Origin of the sequence: Aeromonas sp. V90_14, assembly GCF_029967615.1 — a bacterium.
Classification (GTDB): Bacteria; Pseudomonadota; Gammaproteobacteria; order Enterobacterales; family Aeromonadaceae; genus Aeromonas; species Aeromonas hydrophila.
Map to the genome: position 1 here is coordinate 1 of NZ_JASCAS010000001.1, position 22,798 is coordinate 22,798.

Annotated in this window: 16 protein-coding genes; 3 read left to right on the forward strand and 13 right to left on the reverse strand. The window is 58.6% G+C overall.

The genetic code is table 11. The features are described 5' to 3' along the window. The 7 genes from QLG02_RS00005 to QLG02_RS00035 form a co-directional block, all read right to left on the reverse strand. Positions 1 to 1,762, reverse strand: a 1,762-nt coding sequence (locus QLG02_RS00005) for a retention module-containing protein (protein WP_282464177.1), incomplete at its 3' end; no start/stop codon positions are given. Between the two features lie 265 nt (positions 1,763 to 2,027). Beyond that, a complete protein-coding gene (locus QLG02_RS00010) occupies positions 2,028 to 3,953 on the reverse strand; it encodes a LapD/MoxY N-terminal periplasmic domain-containing protein (protein ID WP_139389980.1) in 1,926 nt (641 codons plus the stop codon). Positions 3,954 to 3,956: 3 nt separating this feature from the next. Continuing rightward, positions 3,957 to 4,679, reverse strand: coding sequence for a transglutaminase-like cysteine peptidase (locus tag QLG02_RS00015; RefSeq protein ID WP_024945793.1), 723 nt, complete (start codon positions 4,677 to 4,679; stop codon positions 3,957 to 3,959). 158 nt (positions 4,680 to 4,837) lie between these two features. Further along, positions 4,838 to 6,166, reverse strand: a complete 1,329-nt coding sequence (locus QLG02_RS00020) for a TolC family outer membrane protein (RefSeq protein WP_011706511.1) — start codon at positions 6,164 to 6,166, stop codon at positions 4,838 to 4,840. A 35-nt stretch (positions 6,167 to 6,201) separates the two neighbouring features. Continuing rightward, positions 6,202 to 7,620, reverse strand: a complete 1,419-nt coding sequence (locus QLG02_RS00025) for an HlyD family type I secretion periplasmic adaptor subunit (protein WP_011706512.1) — start codon at positions 7,618 to 7,620, stop codon at positions 6,202 to 6,204. Next, positions 7,613 to 9,757, reverse strand: a complete 2,145-nt coding sequence (locus QLG02_RS00030; RefSeq protein ID WP_118880918.1) for a type I secretion system permease/ATPase — start codon at positions 9,755 to 9,757, stop codon at positions 7,613 to 7,615. Before QLG02_RS00030 ends, QLG02_RS00025 begins: the two co-directional genes overlap by 8 nt. 403 nt (positions 9,758 to 10,160) lie before the next feature. Then, complete coding sequence (locus QLG02_RS00035) at positions 10,161 to 11,096, reverse strand: TIGR01212 family radical SAM protein (protein WP_282464178.1); 936 nt, start codon at positions 11,094 to 11,096, stop codon at positions 10,161 to 10,163. Positions 11,097 to 11,709: 613 nt separating this feature from the next. Here QLG02_RS00035 and gltB point away from each other — a divergent pair. Further along, positions 11,710 to 16,167, forward strand: coding sequence for a glutamate synthase large subunit (gene gltB / locus QLG02_RS00040; protein ID WP_282464179.1), 4,458 nt, complete (start codon positions 11,710 to 11,712; stop codon positions 16,165 to 16,167). 12 nt (positions 16,168 to 16,179) lie between these two features. After that, entirely contained in the window at positions 16,180 to 17,595 is a 1,416-nt protein-coding gene (locus QLG02_RS00045; protein ID WP_029300081.1) for an FAD-dependent oxidoreductase, read from the forward strand. Positions 17,596 to 17,680: 85 nt separating this feature from the next. Here the strand turns inward: QLG02_RS00045 and QLG02_RS00050 are convergent, their stop codons facing one another. The 6 genes from QLG02_RS00050 to soxR all read right to left on the reverse strand — a co-directional run bounded on the left by QLG02_RS00050 (position 17,681) and on the right by soxR (position 21,726). Beyond that, on the reverse strand, positions 17,681 to 18,442 hold the full coding sequence (locus QLG02_RS00050) for an amino acid ABC transporter ATP-binding protein (RefSeq protein ID WP_077097645.1): 762 nt from the start codon (positions 18,440 to 18,442) through the stop codon (positions 17,681 to 17,683). Further along, the gene (locus QLG02_RS00055; RefSeq protein ID WP_282464180.1) at positions 18,439 to 19,095 is read right to left on the reverse strand and encodes an amino acid ABC transporter permease; all 657 of its coding nucleotides are present in this window, start codon (positions 19,093 to 19,095) and stop codon (positions 18,439 to 18,441) included. The genes QLG02_RS00050 and QLG02_RS00055 overlap by 4 nt, the downstream gene beginning before the upstream one ends. Positions 19,096 to 19,152: 57 nt before the next feature. Continuing rightward, complete coding sequence (locus tag QLG02_RS00060) at positions 19,153 to 19,926, reverse strand: amino acid ABC transporter substrate-binding protein (RefSeq protein WP_282464181.1); 774 nt, start codon at positions 19,924 to 19,926, stop codon at positions 19,153 to 19,155. Positions 19,927 to 20,191: 265 nt separating this feature from the next. After that, the gene (locus QLG02_RS00065; RefSeq protein ID WP_348994618.1) at positions 20,192 to 20,602 is read right to left on the reverse strand and encodes a nuclear transport factor 2 family protein; all 411 of its coding nucleotides are present in this window, start codon (positions 20,600 to 20,602) and stop codon (positions 20,192 to 20,194) included. 9 nt (positions 20,603 to 20,611) lie between these two features. After that, a complete protein-coding gene (locus QLG02_RS00070) occupies positions 20,612 to 21,190 on the reverse strand; it encodes a class I SAM-dependent methyltransferase (RefSeq protein WP_282464182.1) in 579 nt (192 codons plus the stop codon). A gap of 68 nt (positions 21,191 to 21,258) precedes the next feature. Further along, on the reverse strand, positions 21,259 to 21,726 hold the full coding sequence (gene soxR / locus QLG02_RS00075) for a redox-sensitive transcriptional activator SoxR (RefSeq protein ID WP_017410890.1): 468 nt from the start codon (positions 21,724 to 21,726) through the stop codon (positions 21,259 to 21,261). Positions 21,727 to 21,792: 66 nt separating this feature from the next. On the opposite strand from soxR, the gene QLG02_RS00080 reads away from it, so the two are divergent. Further along, positions 21,793 to 22,788, forward strand: a complete 996-nt coding sequence (locus QLG02_RS00080; protein WP_282464183.1) for a questin oxidase family protein — start codon at positions 21,793 to 21,795, stop codon at positions 22,786 to 22,788. The last annotated feature ends 10 nt before the right edge of the window (positions 22,789 to 22,798 follow it).

A 22,798-nucleotide genomic window follows, 5' to 3' on the forward strand; every position in this document is an offset into this window, starting at 1 on the left:
CGTCGGCCCCGAAGGCCGGGTTGAACTGGGCCTGCACATTGGCCGCGCTCAGGGTGGCACTGGCCACTCCGTCGCTGCCGGCACCACCCAGGCTGACCAGGCTTTCGTCTACGGACACAGAGCCCAATCCTTCAGAATTGGTAGTAAGGGTGGCGCTGGGAACATCATCCAGAATGACCACATCCAGGCTGCCGCTGGTATTGTCACCATCGGTATCAACCAGTACGACACTGAAACTCTCACTAAGCGAATTATCATTGGCAGGTTGGGTATGGGTTTCACTCCCTCCCAAGGTGTAGCTGTAGTTCACGCTACCAGTGCCGGTCACGGGATTGTAATTAATGCCGTTAACGATCAGTTGGTTACCTAGTGGGCTGGTAATGGTTTGCGGGAAGGCTGTAACGGCTTGCCCATTGGTGACCAAGGCGACGCCTCCCAGCGTCAGACTCTGCACACCATCGGCAGCACTGAAGGTAAAAATACCGCTCTGAGTCACAGCGGCTGCATTCGGATTACTCCCTCCTGCCAATGAGGCTTCATTTAATGTCAGTTCTCCGCCCTCCAGCTGCAGACCGGCAAGCTCAACCGGCTCATCAACAGGAGTGATCGTGATAGTCAGTATGGACTGTACTGAATCTGCACCATCTGTGACGGTGTAACTCACCGCCGGCACTGGGCCATCATAATTGGTGGCTGGCGTAAATTGATAACTGCCATCAGCATTGACCAACAGGGTACCGACCCCTGCCAGAGTGACGGGTGTACCCAGAGTCGTGTTGGCAACCCCACCCCAGCTAAATCCGGTGACAGTAGCAGCCTGAGGCCCATCATTATTAACTGTGTTGTCAAGTAAATTGCCCGATACTGCCGCATCCTCCGTCACCACGACGTTCTCATCCTGATCAGCAAGATCATTGACTGGCGTGATAGTGAGTTCCAAGGTGGATTGGACCGTATCGGTGCCATCGGTAACCGTGTACACGACAGGGGGAACAGCACCGTCGTAGTTGGGTGCAGGGGTAAATGTGAAGCTGCCATCGCCATTGACGACAAGCGTACCGATCCCGTCGATTGTCACACTGGTTCCGACAGCCACATTGGCGTTGCCTCCCCAGCTGAAGAGCAGAACCGACGCAGCTGACGGCCCATCGGTATTGACCGTGTTGTCCAGCAAATTGCCGTTCAATACACCGTCTTCCGCCACAACCAGCTGCTCGCCCTGATCCGTCAGTTCATTCACCAGCAAGGGCTCTACTACTTGCTGTGTATCTACGACCGGCTCTGTCTGATATGTGGTGTCAAAGCCTGCAGCAGCAATGGTTGCATCACCAATACGGTCAATGGTGACAAAGCCACCATTGCCACTGGCACCGGCCACACCACCGATCCCGCCACCACCACCACCGGCGGCAGGTGCCCCACCGGCAGCAGAAGCTTCAAAGTTTTGTGTCGGGTCTACCCCTTGCAGAATTGATTTTTGCAATGCAGCGATATCAGGAGAAGCCGCAGTACCCGCATCAGGGGCTTGAGGTTGACCAGGGGCTGGTGCGTCATGAGCGGGAGCATCTGGAGTAGCGGCGGCAGGAGAATCGTCATAGGGAGCCAATACCAGTTTGGCGTCATCTGCAATATTAAGCTTGGCTCCCGGCTGGAGGATCTCGCCTTTTTGCAATGGGCGGCTGCTTCCATCAGCCAGCACGATTTGAACATTGCCTTCAATGGAAGAAACCACAACCGTTTTGTCGATGATTTGAGTGCGCATATCCTTTGCTCCAACGTGACAGATCTCGATGCCTACACCATAGATGTCTGTACGCTTCGCATCCGTTGCAAAAATGTATTGGATTTGTTCCGTCTTAGGGGGGGGCAATGTATTAAATCGAAGGGTCTTTTTTATAATGTCAAATCAATCACTTGGTTGAACCTCAAGCGAATCCCAAACAGAGAGGTGCCCTAAAAATACCTATTCTTATTCATCTTTAGAATAAAAAAAGGGCCCTTATGGGCCCCTTTTGATTTGATAACGTTCAAGCTAGTGGGAATGCGGGATGAACAAAACCCTGATAACCATCGATATGCAATTTGGCAAGCAGCTCAACCTGATGTTGATCTTCAACCCGGGTCGCAATGGTTGTGACTCCTGCATTGTGAGCGGCGCGGCACACTGCTGCCAAGAAAGAGGTATCCGCCCCCGGCTCCATCACCTGACTGGTATAGCCATGATCAACCTTGACATAGGCTGGAGCCAGCTCTTCCAGATATCCCAGTGACTGGAAGTGACGTCCATAATGATCCACCCCCCACTGGAATCCATGTTCTTGCAAGGCCTTCACCAAGGCGGTGACATGATCTTTATGCTTCATGATGGCGGCTTCCGGGATTTCAAACAGCAGCCGTTCTTGCAGCTCTGCATGATCCGTCAGATAGCTGGTCAACCACGCCCTGAACTCATCGGAGCACAACGAGCCAGCGGTAATATTGACCGCCAAGACCAGATCCGCCTGTTGCTGGAGCAATGGAATAGAAGCTTCAAGTATCGCCTGATCGAATTCGCCGCCCAATTTGAACTGTTCGATGGCCGGCAAGAATTGACCGGCAAAATAATCGGTGCCATCACGAGAAATAGAGGCAAACAATTCCGCATGCAAACGAACGCCGTTATCAAATCTGCAGGCAGGTTGCGCCTTGAAGCGCCACAAGTGCCGAGCGATGGCATCTTGTACCAGATCGCGCCAAGCCAAACGTCCCATCAGTCCTTGATCAACACCGCCCTCCATGACTACTGCGCCACGACGTTCATTACGCGCTTTGCCCAAGGCGTTGTCGGCCTTGGTCAGCAGCGCTGACAAATCGTCATTGCCATCCCTGCCTGCAATACCGATAACGGAGAGTGCACCGCCCTCCCCCATGGGGTTCACAACCAGGTCGGCAATGCGACTATTGATCACTTCCGCCAAATCTTTCAGCTGTGCCAGATCATCGGTAGGACACAGCAAGGCATATTCCGTGGCCGAAATCCGCGCCAGTGCCGACCCATCCCAGCCTTTCAACTGCTCCTTCAGAGCCTGTGCTATCGACTTGACCATGTTGTCACGAGCGGCAAACCCCTCCTCACGGTACAGGTCATCCAGCATATCGACAGCGACCAGCATGACGCCGCCTTGTCCCGCCTCGGCAATCCATGCGTTTACCTGACCCACGAAATAAGCCCGGTTGCCCAGGCCGGATACGGCGTCCACATAAACCCGCTCCCGCAATTTTTCAGCCTCATCAGCCTGTTCCTTGAACTGCAGGGCCAGCTTGCTGGAAAGCGTATTGATGGCTTGTACCACCTGTTTCAATTCATGGGTTTTTGGTTCAGGAATGGCGTGGCCAAAGTGGTGCAGTTCGATCTCCACTGCCTGCTCGCAGATCTGCTTGAGCGGCTTGAGCAAATAGTTGAGCGCACGCATCAACAAAATGGTGGTGATGAGAAAACCTATCAGAAACCAGCTCGCCAGTTCGCTCATGCCACGCCACAGCTCGTAGTAGGCTTGCCCGGGGTGACCAACAACCTTCAATTTGCCCAGTTGCAGCCAGCCGGAGGTCAGAATCGATTCGTTGGATACTTCCGGAAACAGACCCAAATTAATGAACCACTGCGGCACCCCCTGAATATTGTTGGTATTTTCCTGCTCAATGACATCCTTGGAAGCCAACAAGTCCAGACGGACCAAGCGATAATATCCCCCATCAAATATCGCCTGGATGACGGATTCAGCCCCCACCTTGTCACCATTTTCCAGATAAGGTGTCAACGCCAATCCCAGGGATGTGGCGGTGTTGATGACTGTGGTTTCCTGCTGCTGCGCCAGATAGGTACGAGTCGAGTTGAATTGCACCCAATAGGTGGCTGCAAACAACAACCCGAACAGGATCAACATGGTGGCCAGTAATTGTCTGTAGAGCGTCATAGGTTAATCATCCAAATTCAACACAGGCTGAGCCAATCGCCCCGAAGTCATGCGATTGCGTAAATCATTCCATAATCCCAGGCGTGAGGACTGTCCAGCCAGTTCCCCTTGACCACGCGCCTTCATCAACCACAAGTGACTACCGTTAAAGCTGTATATCGGCATCAGATCCCGGCGCTGGCTGGCTGGCCGGATCGACCCAATCAAGTTATCCAAAATCACGGGGACTGAGGATGGCGTGTCATAGTAAGCAACCACCATATGAAACTGGTTGTAATCCAGTGCCTTGACATAGACCATCCGCATTTTTTCATCCGGCACCCCCAATTCCAGCAGGGTAAAGTACTTTGAAATGCTGAAGTCTTCACAATCACCACCCGCCGCGCCTAAAAATTCCAACGGGGTCGCCCAATAGTCTTTTTTGCGCCACAACTTGATGTCGTCAATAAAACGCATCTGGTTGAAAAACTGGTTTACCTTCTCCAGTTTCTGGCGATCCGTCAGACCGGCGGCACGATTCTGCATGACCAGCGTACGCCAAGTCGTGACCCGTTTGCCGGCTCTGACACCGTACGTTTCCTGTGCCCGCTGTACCAGTTTGAGATCTTCGGGGGTAAGAGGCTGGCTGGCAGAAAGCAGCAGAGGTAGAGAAACCAACAGCAGCCAGAGTGACCAGCGCAACCAGCGCGCGCGCAAAAACGGAGCCAAACCGAAGCTTGACGCCATGTCGACACTGCCTGCCCGATACTGCTCAGTCACATGCATCTTCAAAAGATCCATTGGCTGTTACTACGCTGGCCAGAAGTGGCCGTCAGAGACAAGGGATGGCGGCAGCCCGGCTGCAGCCATCCCTTTCACTCGCATCAAACCTGATGCGCACTCCATTACTGTTTAGCTTGCCAATCGGCCGGCTGCTTCACATTAAACGCATTGAGCAGACTGCCAGTGGCATTGAGGATCCGATAATCCGCCAGCAAGGAGTCGTACTCTGCCGTGATGTAGCTGCGACGGGCCTCAAACAGTTCGTTCTCGGTGTTCAGTACGTCCAGCAAGGTACGCTGGCCCAATCCGAACTGCTTCTTGTATGCCTGTACGGTGTCATAGCTGGCATCCACGTGCTCTTTCAGGAAGGTCTTCTGTTTGGTCAAAGACTCTTTGGCGTTCCAAGCGAGGCGGGTTCCCTCTTCAACCTGACGGAAAGCATTCATATGAATATCTTTCGCCTGAGAATAGAGAGCGGACGTCGCCTTGCTTTGCGCCAGATCGGAACCACCACGGAACAGGTTGTAACGCATGCGCACCATGGCGGTCAGATCGTCATTGCGTCCCTTGACTGCATCAATGTCCTCGTTCCAGTTCTGATCCACTTCAAACGTGACGTTGGGATAAAAACCGGACTTGGAGCCTTCATGCTGATACTTGGCGGCTTCGATATCCTGCAAGGATGACAGCAAGGTCGGATGCACCTCGGTCGCCGTCTTCAATGCGGCATCCAGGCTGCTCGGAATGAGCTGAGCATCCGGCACCGGCTGTACCAAATCTTTTGGCATCTCGTTGACTACCCGGATGAACTCGCTCTCGGCATCCCGGTAGTTGTTTTCGGCAGCAGCCTGATTGGCATAGGCTCTGGCAACACGACCATCAATCTGAGTCTGGTCTGCCGTGGATCCCAAGCCAGAATCGGTTCGCTTGCTGATGTCGCTGCGGATCTGCTCGTGAGTTTCCAGGTTCTGTTTGGACAGCTCCAAAATCTCCTGCTGACGCAGCATGTTGAGGTAAACCTCAGCCACGCGCAGGGCTGTATTCTCCGCCTCGGAGATCATGGCCAGACGCTGGGCATTGGCTTCAGCATCGGTACGAGCCACGTTGCTGCTGACGTTGAAACCATCAAACAGCATCTGGCGCAGACTGATGCCGGCCTCTTTACGGGTCATGGAATCATCGATGGTGGTCGAATTCGCACCGGCTGCACGAGTTGACGGGCTGTCAGTCTTCTCATAGCCGACACCGCCGCGCAGATCGATGGTGGGATAGTAACCACCTTTGGCCCCATCATGCTGATACAGTCGCGCCTGATAGAGATCAAAAGCTTCCTTGATTTTGGGATGGGTAGCCAGTGACTGTGCCACTGACTGTTCCAGTGTTTGGGCCTGGGTAAGGCCCGGGAACAGCACGGCGCCACTTACTAACATGGCAACAATCGTCTTCTTCATGGTATCTCCAGTCATGTTGTTTTTAGATTGTTGGCTTATCGTTCTCTCAGTGCCGACTGCTTTGCCCGTAAAATCGGCTTAAGCAAATAGTCTAGGACACTTTTTTTACCAGTAATAATATCTGCACTGGCTAACATACCGGGGATGATGGGAAGTGCGTTAAGCTCATCGCCCAAGTAACTTTTCTCGGTGCGTACTCGTACCAGGTAAAAGGAGTTGCCATCTTCATCCTGGATCGAGTCAGCACTTATCTGTTCAACCTTGCCATGTAATCCTCCATAAATTGTGAAGTCATAGGCAGTAATCTTGACCACGGCCTCCAGCCCTGGCCGCAAGAACGCGATATCTTTGGGCGACACTTTGGCCTCGACCAGCAGAGTGTCTTCCAGTGGAACAATTTCCATCAGATCCATACCGGGTTGCACCACACCACCCAGCGTGTTGATCTTGAGCTTCTTGATGGTGCCCTTGAGCGGCGCAATGACGCTGGTGCGATCCACTCGATCCCGCAGCCCAACCTGGCCTTCGGACAGCTGGCTCAATTTGCCTTGCCGTTCATTGAGCTCGGTCTGTGAATCGGCCCGGAATTTCAAGGCAATGTCGTTGCGCTTGGAGATGGTCTCCCGCAACACGGAATCGAGCTTGGGAATAAGCAGCCGGTTGCTCTCCAATTCCCCCTGCATTTCGTTGACCTGACGTTCCAGCTTGATGAGCTCGACCTGAGGTACTATCCCCTCCTTGGCCAAGGGGCGGCTGATATTGAGCTCCTGCCGCGCCAGATCCACGCTACGCGCCACCGTCCTGATCTTGGCGTTGAGCTCTATGGTCTCCTGCTCTTTCTGTTCAATCTGTTGCCCCAGAATATAGAGCTGGTTGTTCAAATTGTTGAGACGCTCATCCTGAACTGATTTTTCTCGAGCCGCATATTCGGCAAAGACGTTTTCGAAACCATCAGGGAAATCGATGGGCTGCTTGTCGACCACGACCTGTTCGCGCCACCCCAGATTGGGGCCGGTCTTGACCACCACGCTCTGGATTTCGGAGCGCAGCCTGGCAATATCCCCCTTGAGGGTCACCAGCTCCTGCTCCCGTTCACGAAAATCGGAGCGGAAGCGGGTGTCATCGATGCGCAAGAGCGGCTGCCCTTTTTCAACGATGTCACCCTCTTTGACGAAGATCTCCTTGACGATCCCCCCCTCCAGATTCTGGATCACCTGCAACTGACGGGAAGGGATGACCTTGCCCTGTCCAACGGTGACCTCATCGAGCTCGGCCCAGGCGGCCCAGACGATGGCGCTCATGAAAAACAGGAAGCAGGCCCACAGCAATGCCCTGGCTCGAGTCGGGGTACTCAGCAGTACCGCAGCCGCACCGTCATCGACGAATTCGAGGTGCTCCGGCGCCGGCAGTACGGTATCGGATGGCGCCTTCTTGAACAGTCCAAATTTAGCCATTGGACGCCTCCTGCACACGCACCTTGCCCTCTTTCAACTGTTGCAGCACAGCCTCTTTGGGCCCATCGGCCACCACCTGCCCCTGTTCAACCACGATGACCCGTGAAGCGACATCGAGCATGGAGGTTTTGTGAGTGATCAGGATCAGGGTCGTTTCCGGCCCCAATCGTGCCAACTCATGCTTGACCTGCATCTCGGACTGGTTATCCATGTTGGAGGTGGGTTCGTCCATCACCAGAATGGGGGGGTCGTTGAGCAAGGCTCGCGCCAGCAGGATGGCCTGACGCTGACCACCCGAGAGCTGGCGGCCCCCCTCGCCGATCTGCCGATCCAGCCCGTTGGGATCCCGATTGGTAAAATTGGTAACGCCGGCCCGTTTGGCGGCCCGCATAACCCGCACATCGTCCACTAGCGGATTGCCCAGCATGATATTGTCGCGTACCGAGCCAAAAAACAGGGTCACGTCCTGCGGGACACAACCTATGTTGCGCCGGATCACCGAGGCCGGCAGCTGATCCAGTTCAAACCCATCGAGTCGTACCGAGCCATCGGTGGGCCGATACAAGCCCATCAAGATCTTCTCGAGCGTGGTTTTGCCCGCCCCGATCCGGCCTATGATGGCCACCTTCTCGCCCGGCTCGATCCGCAGATTGATGTTGTGCAGGGTGCTGGTTTCCATCCCCGGGTACTTGAACGATACATTGTCAAACTCGATCCGACCGGAGATCACGGGATGGTGGATGTACTGTTTGCCCTCTTCCTGCTCACCCGGCGTCACCATGATCTTTTCCAGGATTTCCAGTGCGGACTTGGCTTGGTTGTAGCGGGTGGAGAGCACCGACAACTGCACCATGGGCGCAATGGCACGGCTTGACAACATGACGGCAGCAATCATGCCCCCCATGGTGACCAACCCTTCCGAGATCTGATAAACGCCGACAATCACCAGTGCCACCGTCACCACCTGCTGGATGTAACTGGCCAGCGAAGACATGGAGTTGGTGATGCGGCGGGTCTGTACGCCCCAAGTCGAGATATGGGAGACGGCCTGCTCCCAGCGATGCTGGAACATGCTCTCGGCCCCGAAAATCTTGACGGTCTCAAGGCCTGAAATGCTCTCGATCAGATTGGCATTCTTCTGGGAGGCAAGCCGCGATCCCTCTTCGATGGACTGCTTGAGCGGCGCTTGAATATAGAAGCTGTAAATAATGAGGATCAGCATGGCGACGATCGGTACCACGACCATGACCCCGGCGAAAATCCAGATGATGAACAGGAAGAAGACAGCGAACGGCAGGTCAATGAGGGTAGAGACGGTGGCGGAGGTAAAAAATTCCCGTACCGATTCAAACTCCTGCAGATGTTTGGCAAACGCACCGGTGGAGGCCGGCCGCGACTCCATCCGCATTCCCATCACCTTGGCGAAGATCTTGGCCGACAACAGCACATCCGATTTTTTACCGGCGATGTCGATGAAATAGCTGCGCAGCTGGCGCATCACGAAATCGAAGGTGAACACTACCATGGCCCCGACGGCGAGCACCCAAAGGGAATCAAATGCCAGATTGGGCACTATCTTGTCGTAGACGTTCATGGTGAACAGCGGGCTGGCGATGGCAAACAGGTTGATCAGGATGGACGCGATCAGTACGTCCCGATAGATGCCACGGGATTCAAACAGAGTGCTCCAGAACCAGTGCCCGTCACGGGTCTCCAGTACCTTGGGGGAGCGCTCATCAAATTTGAACTGCTTTTTGACAAAAAACAGTCGACCCAGATACTCATCACCCAGCTGGGCCGCACTGAGCCACTGGGCTGCATCTCCCGCCTGAGGAAAGATGACCTTGCCTTGACTCCTGTCTTCATTCCACTCCAGCAGAATGCAGGCGCCGCCATTGCGCATCTGCAACACGCAAGGCAGCAACAAGGGGGAGATTTCGGCAAGCGGCTGGATCACTTCCCGGGCCGACAGCCCGCCCCGCTCGGCGGCACGGCTAAACAGGTTGGGCGTCAGCAGGCCGGACACCAGTGGCAAACCGGTCGTCAGGGCATCCTTGCTGTTGGGCACCCCATAAAAGCGGGTCAGAAAGACCAGGCACTCCAACAACTCGTCAATACGGTTAGTTTCTGCTTGCATAGCATCCTGTCACTGCATGATTGGGCCGGCTCTATCGCCACACCGATATTCAAGCTTCACGGGCGCAGTTTGGCGCAGACGATCCCGTGACATAAAGAACAGAGCTCCCCGAGAAGGGATCAACAGCCTGATACACATTAAGCACAGGTACATGACACTGAATGTCATTGGCAGACCTGATAGGCATTACACCCAAAGGCGAGACGGGCAGTTTGGTTGCGGATCGCGACACAAGATGGCGCCATATCCGATATATCCCGTCCAAATTGGAAATAATACAAGCTTATTGATAATGATATCTTTTTCAAGCCAAGTACTATATCAAGACAATTTTACCGAAACTATACCGCAAAGACTGAATTTCATCTAATAACTCACTGTTTTTTTGATGAAATCTGATTACCTAGTCGATATTGCCGGAAATCGAAAAAGGGCGCCCCAGCGCATGACCCTGGGCGCCGGAGCGGGCCAGTTCACTAGCAATGTCAGCCATGGCTGTCCAGCGATTCTCGCACCAAGCCGGCGCCAACAGAGTCGGACGGCGTGCCGACGCCGAGATCCGGTGGTACACCACCTCGGGCGGCGTGTGCTGGATCATGGCAACCGCCGCTTCCACATACTGCGCCAGGCTCGGCACCTCCAGTCGACCCGCCTGCCACGCCTTGCCAAGGGTACTTCCCGCTACCACGTGCAGCGGGTGCATTTTTATCCCCTCCACGCCCGTCTCCACGATGCGCTGCAGCGTATTCAGGCTGTCCATGGCGACTTCACCGGGCAGACCGACGATCAGGTGGGCGCACACCTTGATGCTCCGTTGATGGGCCCTGGTCACAGCATCAACATAGGCAGCATAGCCATGGCCCCGGTTGATGCGCTGCAGCGTCTTGTCGTTGGCACTCTGCAGCCCCAGCTCCAGCCACACCTCGTAACCCCGGGCCTGATAACCGGCCAGCAGGTCCAGTACCGCATCCGGCACGCAATCTGGGCGCGTCCCCACGCACAAGCCCACCATGTCGCTCACCGACAGCGCCTCTTCATACATGCGCTGCAGGTACTCCACCTCGGCATAGGTGCTGGTATAGGCCTGAAAGTAGGCGAGATAACGTTTGGCCCGGGTCACTTCATCCCGGCGAGCCAGCAGTTGCTGCACCACCGAAAGCTGCTGGGCCGACTCGTCGGCAAAGGAGGAGACATTGCAGAAGGTGCAGCCGCCACGGCCCAGCGTACCGTCCCGATTCGGGCAGGTGAAGGCACCGTGAATGGAGAGCTTGTGGATCTTCTGGCCATGGCGTTGCTTGAGATCCTGGCCGAATGTATTGACGAGTTCGTGTAACTGCATGACACCTCCAGTAAAGGGGCGTCATTGTACGAGCTTGGCCGCGCGCAGCGCTGCGCTGGATCAAGGGAGGAGAGGGTCGGGAAAACATATAAATATTCACCAATAACCGGATAAATATCAGCAAATGGGTAGTTATCGACGCTTTCGAGACTCATCCCCAATTTGACGAAGGCTCAACACCACCACAAAACCATCTTCTAACAGTTTGTTGAATAATGAAAATTTCCTCATAGACGGTGGTTTGGCAAATGCAAGTCACCTGCTTCGTTATTGTGATCTCGGCCATTCACTTGTCGAGTGGATTGGTAAAATTACTACAAATCCTTGCCCCCATTGAGTCAACCAGCAAAGTCCAATATGACAATACAAAATTCCACAAAAACAAAAATAACCAGAGCAATCGCCAGTTAATACCCCATATAGACCCGCACCCCGACATTTTGTTATGAGTTTGTGATAATGAAAACAGCCGGGATGTCCAATTGACCTTGCCGAAAAATCCCATTAGTTTGGAGATTCGCCACCTCAGGCGGACGGAACCACAAGAGCCAATCGCAATTTATGCAGTCTGTTGATGACAGTGCGATGCAAGGCCGAGCAAGGGAGAAATGCAATGTCACTATATGATCCAAAGCTGGAGAGGGATAACTGTGGCTTCGGCCTGTTGGCCCACATGGAAGGTGAAGCCAGCCACAAGCTTGTCCGTCTCGCGATGTCAGCATTGGCTCGCATGCAGCACCGTGGCGGTATCTCCGCCGACGGCAAGACCGGCGACGGCTGCGGTCTGTTGCTGCAAAAACCCGACAGCTTCTTCAGAGCTGTCGCCGAAGAGAAGGGATGGCACCTGGGCCGCAACTACGCGGTCGGCATGCTGTTTCTCAACCCCGATCCCGTCTTGGCGCAAGCCACTCGCGACATCATCGACGAAGAGCTGGAAAAGGAAACCCTGAGTCTGGTCGGTTGGCGCAAGGTGCCTATCGATACCAATGTACTCGGCCCCATCGCCAAGGCCTCCCTGCCCAGTATCGAACAGGTCTTTGTCAACGCCCCGCCCGGCTGGGTCGACAAGGATCTCGAGCGCCGCCTTTATATCGTGCGCCGCCGCATCGAGAAACGCATCAGCGACGACTACTTCTATGTGGTCAGCCTTTCCAATCTGGTCACCGTCTATAAAGGACTGTGCATGCCGGTGGACTTGCCACGTTTTTATCTGGATTTGGCCGACATTCGCATGCAGGCGGCCATCTGCGTGTTCCACCAGCGTTTCTCCACCAACACCAGCCCGCGCTGGCCGCTGGCGCAGCCGTTCCGCTATCTGGCCCACAACGGCGAGATCAACACCATCGCCGGCAACCGCCAGTGGGCCAAGGCGCGCAGCTACAAGTTCGCCACCCCGCTGATCCCCGATCTGCAAGAGGCCGCCCCCTTCGTCAACACCACGGGGTCGGACTCCTCCAGCCTCGACAACATGCTGGATCTGTTCCTGGCCGGCGGCATGGATCTGTTCCGTGCCATGCGCCTGTTGATCCCGCCTGCGTGGCAGAAGCACCCGAACATGGATGACGACCTGCGCGCCTTCTACGACTTCAACTCCATGCACATGGAACCCTGGGATGGCCCGGCCGGCATCGTCATGACCGACGGTCGCTACGCCACCTGCGCGCTCGATCGCAACGGCCTGCGTCCGGCCCGCTACGTCATCACCAAGGACAAGTTCATCACGCTGGCCTCCGAAGTGGGCACCTGGGATTACACCCCGGACGAAGTGCTGGAGAAGGGCCGGGTCGGCCCGGGCGAGCTGTTCGTGGTGGATACCAGCAACGGCAAGATCTGGACCAGCTTCGAGATCGATGACGATCTCAAGAGCCGTCACACCTACAAGCAGTGGATGGACAAGCACTGCAAGCGGCTGGTGCCGTTCGAGCAGATGGATGACGCCAGCACCGGCGCCCGCGAGTTCTCCGACGATCAGCTGAAAACCTATCAGAAGCTGTTCGGCTACTCCTATGAGGAGCTGGATCAGATCATCCGGGTACTGGGTGAAAACGGCCAGGAAGCGGTGGGCTCCATGGGGGATGACACCCCGATGGCGGTGCTCTCCTCCAGCCAGCGCACCCTGTACGACTACTTCCGCCAGATGTTCGCCCAGGTCACCAACCCGCCCATCGATCCGCTGCGGGAAAACCACGTGATGTCGCTGGCCACCTGTATCGGCCGCGAGCAGAACGTGTTCAACGAGACCTTCGGCCACGCCCACCGGGTGCTGTTCCAGTCGCCGATCCTGCTCTACTCCGACTTCCACCAGTTGCTGGCACTGGAAGGGGAGCACTATCGCCATCAGGTGATCAGCCTCAACTTCAAACCCGAAGAGGGATTGGAAGCGGCCATCCTGCGCATCTGTGAAGAGGCCAAGGCTGCCGCCAAGGCCGGTACCGTGCTGTTGATCCTCTCGGATCGGGACGTCAGTGCCGACACCCTGCCCATCCCGGCCGCCATGGCGGTGGGGGCGGTGCAGCGCACCCTGGTGGACAACAACCTGCGCTGCGACGCCAACATCCTGGTGGAGACCGCCAGCGTGCGCGACCCGCACCACTTCTCGGTGTTGCTGGGCTTTGGCGCCACCGCCATCTACCCCTACCTCGCCTACGAGACGCTCGCCAAGCAGGTAGAAGAGGGCGTGCTCAAGATGAGCCTGCGCCAGGCCATGCTCAACTACCGCAACGGCATCAACAAGGGGCTCTACAAGGTGATGTCCAAGATGGGCATCAGCACGGTGGCCAGCTACCGCTGCTCCCAGCTGTTTGAAGCGGTGGGTCTGGCCAAAACTGTGGTCGAGATGTGTTTTCGCGGCGTATCGAGCCGCATCCAGGGCGCCGATTTTGCCGACATCCAGCAGGATCAGTTCAATCTGGCCCGTCAGGCCTGGCTGGCTCGCAAGGCCCTCACTCAGGGCGGCCTGCTCAAATTCGTCCACGGTGGCGAGTACCACACCTACAACCCGGACGTGGTGCAGACCCTGCAAGTGGCGGTGCGCTCCGGCAACTACGCCGATTACAAGGAGTACGCCCGTCTGGTGAACGAGCGGCCCGTCGCCACCCTGCGCGATCTGCTCACCCTGAAGAAGGTCGACAACCCGGTGGCACTGGAGCAGGTGGAGCCGGCAGCCAAGCTGTTCCCCCGCTTCGACTCCGCCGCCATGTCCATCGGCGCGCTGGGCCCGGAAGCCCACGAGGCGCTGGCGGTGGCCATGAACCGTTTGGGCGGTCAGAGCAACTCGGGTGAAGGCGGCGAGGATCCCAAGCGCTTCGGCACCGAGAAGAATTCGCGCATCAAGCAGGTGGCCTCGGGGCGCTTTGGCGTCACCCCCCACTACCTGATGAACGCCGACGTGGTGCAGATCAAGGTGGCCCAGGGCGCCAAGCCCGGCGAAGGGGGCCAGCTGCCCGGTGACAAGGTGACGGCCCAGATCGCCAAGCTGCGTTACTCGGTGCCCGGCGTGACCCTGATCTCGCCGCCGCCTCACCACGATATCTACTCCATCGAGGATCTGGCCCAGCTCATCTTCGACATCAAGCAGATCAACCCGAACTGCCTGGTGTCGGTGAAACTGGTGTCCGAGCCCGGCGTTGGCACCATCGCCTGCGGCGTAGCCAAGGCCTATGCGGACTTCATCACCGTCTCCGGCTACGACGGCGGCACCGGCGCGAGCCCGCTCACCTCGGTCAAATACGCCGGCTCCCCCTGGGAGCTGGGCCTGGCCGAGACCCAGCAGGCGCTGGTCGCCAACGGCCTGCGTCACAAGGTGCGGCTGCAGGTGGATGGCGGTCTCAAAACGGGTCTCGACATCATCAAGGCGGCCATCCTCGGCGCCGAGAGCTTCGGTTTCGGTACCGGCCCCATGGTGGCGCTTGGCTGCAAATACCTGCGTATCTGCCACCTGAACAACTGCGCCACCGGCGTCGCCACTCAGGATGAGAAGCTGCGCCGCGAGCACTTCACCGGCCTGCCGGAGATGGTGATGAACTACTTCAAGTTCATCGCCGAGGAGACCCGCGAGCTGATGGCCCAGCTCGGCGTCACCCAGCTGACCGACCTCATCGGTCGCACCGACCTGCTGGAAGCGCTGCCCGGCCTCACCGCCCGTCAGGCCAAGCTGGATCTCTCCGGCATTCTGGCCAGCCCGGTGGCACCGGCAGGCTCCAGCCTGTTCAGCCAGCAGCACAACCCCACCTTCGACAAGGGACCTTTGAACCTCAAGATGGTGGAAGATCTACTGGAGGCGGTGGAAAACATGAGCGGCGGCGAGTTTCGCTACGACATCCGCAACACCGACCGCTCGGTGGGGGCGCGCCTGTCCGGCGAGATCGTCAAGCGGCACGGCAACCAGGGGATGGCAGCCGATCCGGTGAAGGTTCACTTCAACGGTACCGCAGGCCAGAGCTTCGGCGTCTGGAACGCTGGCGGCCTCGAGATGATCCTCACGGGTGATGCCAACGACTACGTGGGCAAGGGGATGACCGGCGGCAAGCTGGTGATCAAGCCCCACGTCGGCGTGGCGTTCAAATCCCACGAGGCGGCCATCATCGGCAACACCTGCCTCTACGGCGCCACCGGCGGCAAACTTTACGCTGCGGGTACCGCCGGCGAGCGCTTCGCGGTGCGCAACTCCGGCGCGCTGGCGGTAGTCGAGGGAATTGGCGACAACGGTTGTGAATACATGACCGGCGGCATCGTCACCGTGCTCGGTACCACGGGCGTCAACTTCGCGGCGGGCATGACCGGCGGCTTCGCCTACGTGCTCGACGAGTGCGGTAACTTCGCCAAGCGCACCAACCCCGAGCTGGTAGAACTGCTGGACGTGGCGGACCTCGCCATCCATCAGGAACACCTGCGCGGCATCATCACGGCGCACCTCAACGAAACCGGCAGCTCGCGCGCCGAGGAGATCCTGGCCAACTTCGACTCCTATGTGCCCAAGTTCAGGCTGATCAAACCCAAGTCCAGCGACGTCAAATCGCTGCTTGGCCACACCAGCCGTTCCAGTGCAGAACTCAGAATCCAGGCGCAATAAGGAGGGAACCCTATGAGCCAGAACGTATTTCAGTTTATCGACGTGCAGCGGGTCGACCCGCCCAAGAAGCCGCTCAAGATCCGCAAGATCCAGTTCGTGGAGATCTACGAGTCCTTCAACCAGGCCCAGGTCGGCATGCAGGCGGATCGTTGCCTCGACTGCGGCAACCCTTACTGCGAGTGGAAGTGCCCGGTGCACAACTACATCCCCAACTGGCTGAAGCTGGCCAACGAGGGTCGCATTCTGGAGGCGGTGGAGCTCTCCCACCAGACCAACAGCCTGCCGGAGGTGTGTGGCCGGGTCTGCCCGCAAGACAGACTGTGTGAGGGGGCCTGCACCCTCAACGATCGCTTCGGCGCCGTCACCATCGGCAACATCGAAAAATACATCACCGACAAGGCGTTCGAGATGGGCTGGAAACCCGATCTCTCCAAGGTGGTCAAGACCGGCAAGCGAGTCGCCGTCATCGGCGCCGGCCCGGCCGGCCTCGCCTGTGCCGACGTGCTGGCACGGGGCGGCGTCACCCCGGTGGTGTTCGACAAATATCCGGAGATCGGCGGTCTGCTCACCTTCGGCATCCCCTCCTTCAAGCTGGAAAAAGAGGTGATGCAGCGTCGGCGCGAGATCTTCGAGGGGATGGGCGTAGAGTTTCGCCTCGAGACCGAAGTGGGCCGCGATGTCACCTTCGCCGACCTGCTCGGCGAGTTCGATGCAGTCTTCCTCGGGGTCGGCACCTACAAGTACATGAAGGGCGGCTTTGCCAATGAAGAGGCACCGGGAGTCTATGACGCCCTGCCCTACCTCATCGCCAACGCCAACCGGCTGCTGGGCTTTGAGAAGGCGCAAGCCGATTACATCGACTTCGCCGGCAAGCAGGTCGTGGTGCTCGGCGGTGGTGATACCGCTATGGACTGCGTGCGTACCGCCATCCGTCAGGGGGCCGACAAGGTGATCTGCGCCTATCGCCGCGACGAGGAGAACATGCCGGGCTCCAAGCGGGAGGTGAAGAATGCCCGCGAAGAGGGGGTTGAATTCATGTTCAACCTGCAGCCGGTCGGCGTCGAGCTGGACGCCCAGGGCCGCACCTGCGGCATCAAGGTGGTGAGCACCGAGCTCGGCGCCCCCGATGCCAATGGCCGCCGCAACCCGGTGGTGATCGCCGGCTCCGAGCAGGTGCTGGCTGCCGATGCGGTGGTGATGGCGTTCGGCTTTCAGCCCAACCCCCAGCCCTGGATGGCAGAGCACGGCATCGAGCTTGATGGCCGGGATCGCATCAAGGCCTCGGAGCAGGCCGAGCATGCCTTCCAGACCAGCAACCCCAAGGTGTTCGCCGGTGGCGACGCGGTGCGTGGCTCCGATCTGGTGGTCACCGCCATCTATGAGGGCCGCAAGGCGGCCGAAGGGATCATGGACTACCTGGCCGTGTGATCTGCCGTCGCAACCAAGCCATCATGCAAACAGCCCCGCTCGTGCGGGGCTGTTTTTTATGTCGCTCTCGATCAGGCAGTACCGGCTAGATGCTCCAGCTCTCCGGCAGCCGCTCGGTGAGGGTGGAGATGTATTCGAAGGTACGTGCCCGCTTGGGGGTGGTGAACATCTGGCGCGCACTGCCCGCCTCCACCACCTCACCCGCCTCCAGAAAGATCACCTGCTGGGCGATCTGGGCCGCCAAGCGCAAGTCATGGGTGGCGATCAGCATGGTGGTGCCCTCACTGGCCAGCTGGCGCAGCACGGCCACCACCTCCTGGGCAAGCTCGGGATCCAGCGCCGAGGTGGGTTCGTCACAGAGCAGCACCTTGGGGGCCGGTGCCAGTGCCCGGGCAATGGCCACCCGCTGCTGCTGACCGCCGGAGAGGGTGGCAGGCACCGCCTGGGCCTTGTGCCTGAGCCCCACCTTGTCGAGCAGTTGCAGGCCGCGCGCCGCCGCCCTCTCCCTGGGCCACTGCAACACGGTCACCAACCCTTCCATCACGTTCTCCAGCACCGTCATGTGCGGGAACAGCTGGAAGTTCTGGAACACCATGCCGGTCTGCTGGCGCAGGGCCAGCACGCTTTGCCGTGACAGATGCCGGGTAAAGTCGAGCTCGCTGCCCCCCAGCACCAGCTGGCCCGCGTCGGGTCGCTCCAGCAGGTTCACGCAGCGCAGCAAGGTACTCTTGCCGCTGCCGGAGGGGCCGATCAGGGCGGTGACGCTGCCCGCGGCCATCGCCAGCCCCACCCCTTTCAACACTCGCTGCCCCGCAAACTGTTTCTCGATGCCACTCAAGCGGATCATAGGGTGACCTCCCGGGTCTCTTTATATGCCAGTCGCTGCTCCAGCTTGTCTTGCAGGGTGGAGAGCACCGAGCTGAACAACAGGTAGATGAGGGCCGTCTCGACATAGAGGATGAGCGGTTCATAGGTGACGGAGGCGAGCCGCTGAGCCGCCTGAAACAGCTCGGGCACGGTCACCGCCGCCGCCAGTGAAGTGTCCTTGACCAAGGAGATGAAGGTGTTGGAGAGCGGCGGCACCGCGATGCGCGCCGCCTGCGGCAGGATCACCCGCCACATCACCTGGGGCCAGTTCATCCCAATGGAATAGGCCGCCTCCCACTGCCCTTTCGGGATCGCCGCCAGGGTGGCACGGATGATCTCCGAGCTGTAGGCACCGATGTTGAGGGTGAAGCCGATCACCGCGGCGGTGAAGGCATCCAGCACTATGCCGGCGCTCGGCAGACCGTAAAAGATCAGAAACAGCTGCACCAGCAGCGGGGTGCCCCGAATAAGCCAGACATAGAAGCGGACCAGCATCATCAGCGGGGCCGGACCATATAATCTGGCCAGCGCCACCGACAAGCCGAGCACGATTCCCAGCACGAAGGTGATCAGGGTGAGTGGCACGGTAAAAATAAGCCCCGCACTGAGCAGGGGCCAAAAAGAGTCGATCATTAACTGCAACCAGGCCGGCACGTTAATATCCTCAGTTGTTATTATGTTGCCGCGATATTATTGCGAGACGTCGGTACCGAAATATTTCTGCGATATTTTCTGATATTCGCCATCCTGCTTGGCATTGCGCAGCGCCTGATTGATGGCGGCCAGCAACTCGGGTTGTCCCTTGGCGAGCAGGGCGGCAGATTGATCCCCCTTGGCCTCGGTGGCCGCCACCTTCAGCTTGGCGTCCGGCTTCTGTTTCTTGAAGTCGAGGAAGGAGAGACTGTCGTTGATGGTGGCATCTACCCGCCCGGTCAGCACCAGTTCAAGGGACTGGTTGAATCCCTCGGTGGCCACCACCTCGGCGCCCGATGACTTCGCCAGCTGGGCAAAGTTGCTGGTCAGCGACTGGGAGGATTTCTTGCCCTTCAGATCGGCAAAACTCTTGATGCTGTGGTTGTCGCTGTGCACCACGATCACCGCCTTGGAAGTGATGTAGGGGTCTGAAAAATCATATTTTTTCAGCCGCACAGGGGTGATGGCTACTTCGTTGAGCACCAGGTCGTAGCGCTTGGCGTCCACCCCGGCGATGAGCCCGTCCCACTTGCCCTCGACGAACTGCGGCTTCACGCCGAGACCGCTTGCAATCAGCTCGCCGATCTCCACGTCAAAGCCCACCAGCTTGCCGCTCTTGTCGTGATAGGTGAAGGGAGGATAGGCCCCTTCGGTGCCGATCTTGATTACCCCGGCCCGCTGGATCTCGGCAAGGCTTGACTGTGCCTGTACCGAGGTCATCAGTGCCAGCGGAAGTGCCGCCATTAAAAACAGGGAGTGTCGTTTTTTCATTATTCACCTCGTTATATTTATGAACATCCAGAACGCTTGCCAACCACCACAAAATAAAACCAGCCGGTTATCATGTGTAAATTAATTATCGGCAGAGATAACTTGCATAATGCTTGCTGGCGGTATGGATGAAACATAACGTGGCTCATGGCATGACCCAACCATGAAATACGGGGATATTTAGCGAAATAATGGATAACGGAAAATAATGGCCGGACTGGCCGAGGAATAGCCCGCTGGCGGCGCTCCGCCAGCGGAAACCATATCAGGCGGGTTGCGACTCCCGTGGGATGGCGGTGACCCAGTGACGACGCCAGTGCGGCGCCTCGTAGAGATCGGGCCAGAATTCGGTCTGATGGCAGATGGTATTGCCACGCACCGTGTGGAAGGTGATGGCACGCGCCTCGACTTCACCGTCGGTGATCACCACTTCGGTCACCACCTCCCGCCCCTGCTCCAGCAGGCGGACGACGTCGAAATTCCAGGGCCCGGCCGCCGGGTAGCGTCGATTGATCTCGACGAAGTTGGCCCGCCCCTCGATCCGCTCCCCCGACTGGGGCCAGTCACAGAGGAAGTCATCGCTCAGCCACCTGGAGGCCTTGACGAAATCGTTGCTCTGCATGGCCTGCCAATAGGCCTCCACCACTGCTTTTGGTTCCATGGTCTTCTTTTCCATGCCTCTCCCCTACAACCGCACCACCAGCCACTCCCCCTTGCCCACCGGCACCAGCGAGGTCGCGAAGGCCGGCTCCTGCTCCACCTCTGCCATCCACTCGGCCAGCTCCTCCCGATGGGAGATGGCATTGTCCACCACCAGTAACCCGCGGGGGGCCAGCAGGCGCTGGATCTCGGGCCACCAGGCCTGGTAGTGCTGGCGATCGGAGTCGAGGAAGATGAGCGGGTAAGCGGCCGTCGGCAGGGTGGGCAACAGCGTACCGGCTTCCCCTGCCAACTGCTCAATCCAGGGTTCGAGCCCGGCCCGCTGAAAGTTGGCGGCCGCCATGGCCCGTTTGCCCTCGTCCAGCTCGATGGTGGTGACCCGGCCTCCCAGCCGTTTGACTGCCTCGGCCAGCCAGAGGGTGGAGTAACCGTTGGAGGTGCCGATCTCCAGCACCGCATCGGCCCCCCTAGTTTGTACCAGCACCGCCAGCAGCTCGCCGGTATCGCGGGTAATGTTGAGCATCTTGCTGCCACGGGACTGTTGCGCGCCGTCATTCTGCTCGCCAAACAGCTCCAACTCCCGTTTCAGTTGTTCCAGTGCCATGTCTCCTCCTTGACGGTGTAAACGAGTCGGCCCGGTGCATGGCATGGCTGGACCGCCCCTCATGTTCATCATTTTGCTGCCGGCCCGCTCGGTGGCGTATCCCCCAGCAGGTAGCGGGGACCCTCGCCCTGCCCGGCGGCCTGATCATCCGGATTGTAAAGTGCGCAGTGCTCCAGCGAGAGGCAACCGCAGCCAATGCAGGCGCCGAGCTTCTCCTTGAGCTGCTGCAGAGCCGTGATGCGCCGATCGAGCAGGCTCTGCCACTGGCCGGCAATGCCGTCCCAGTCGCGGCGATCCGGGGTGCGCCCCTCGGGCAGACCGGCCAGGGCCTCCCCTATCTCGCCCAGACTCAGCCCCATGCCCTGCGCCACCCGGATGAAGGCGATGCGGCGCAGCACATCCTGCGGATAGAGCCGCTGGCCCCCTTCGCTGCGCACGCTGCCAATCAGCCCCTTCTGCTCGTAGAAACGCAGGGCGCTGGCCTTGACGCCCGAGCGTTTGGCTATCTGGCCGATGGCCAGCCATTTGCGTTCCATCGCCACGCTTGACCTCAAGTTAGCTTTAACTTGCACAATCCTGTCTCCCCTTATGAAAGGAGTCAAATGATTATGCATCATCTTCATCATCTGCTCGATGCCAATCGAGCCTTTGCCCTCAACGGACGCGGCACCACCAACCACTGCCCGATGGCATTGCACGCCCTGCACGAGATGGGCGCCAATCCCCGCCAGCTGCAGCAGTTCTTCGCACACTGGCAGGCCAACTATGCCCTGCCGGGGGGTGAACAACAGCAGGGGGATGAGGAGGAGCTGCAGTTTGTCCGGCTGCGTCAGCAGTTGGCAACACGGCTGGCCGACGAGGGGTGGCTGCCCACCTTTGCCACCCTGCTGGAGCAGGGTCTCTCGCCGGCCGGCGGCGCCTTCCATCCGCTGATCCGCTTTGCCTGCGCGCTGGAAAATGGCCATCAGGGAGAGCAGGCCGCCGCATTGGCCGCCTGGCAGTGCCGACCCTTGCAGGTGCCGGCCGGGCAGCGGGCGCCGGTGCCGGATATCGACGCTCTGCTAAGCGCGCTGGCCCGGCAATGGGAAGGCGCACGCTGGCAGGGCGAGTGGATCACCGAGCGACTGCGGCAGGTGACGGATGCGCCGACCTGGGCGAGCGGGTTGCCGAGCGGGGTATCATCATCGGATCTGCTGGTGCAGCTGGCCGACGCGGCCCTCGCCCTCTACTGGCAGACCGGCAATTTTACCGTGCTGCACATGGTGACCGGCAGCCGCGCCGCCGCCATCGTCGCCAGCCACCTGCCCGCGCCATGGCAAGGGTGCTGGCAAACCCTGATGTGGCAGGCGGTGGCGGCCGCCTATGTCACGGTCGGTGCGCCGTCACTGCAGGTGCCGGTCTGGCCCGATACCGGCAAGTTGTCGTGGCAAAAGGTGCTGGCCCGGGCAGTGGCGAGTCTCGACGACCATGTGATCAAGCTGGTGCATTGCTGCTGGCGAGAGGGGCTCGCCAGGCCTTTGCTGGCAGACCGTTATCTGGCGGTGGCCGCCCGCGCGGCAGGGCTGCTGGCGCCGCTCACCGGGCCGGATGCCATCTAGGTAGTACGCA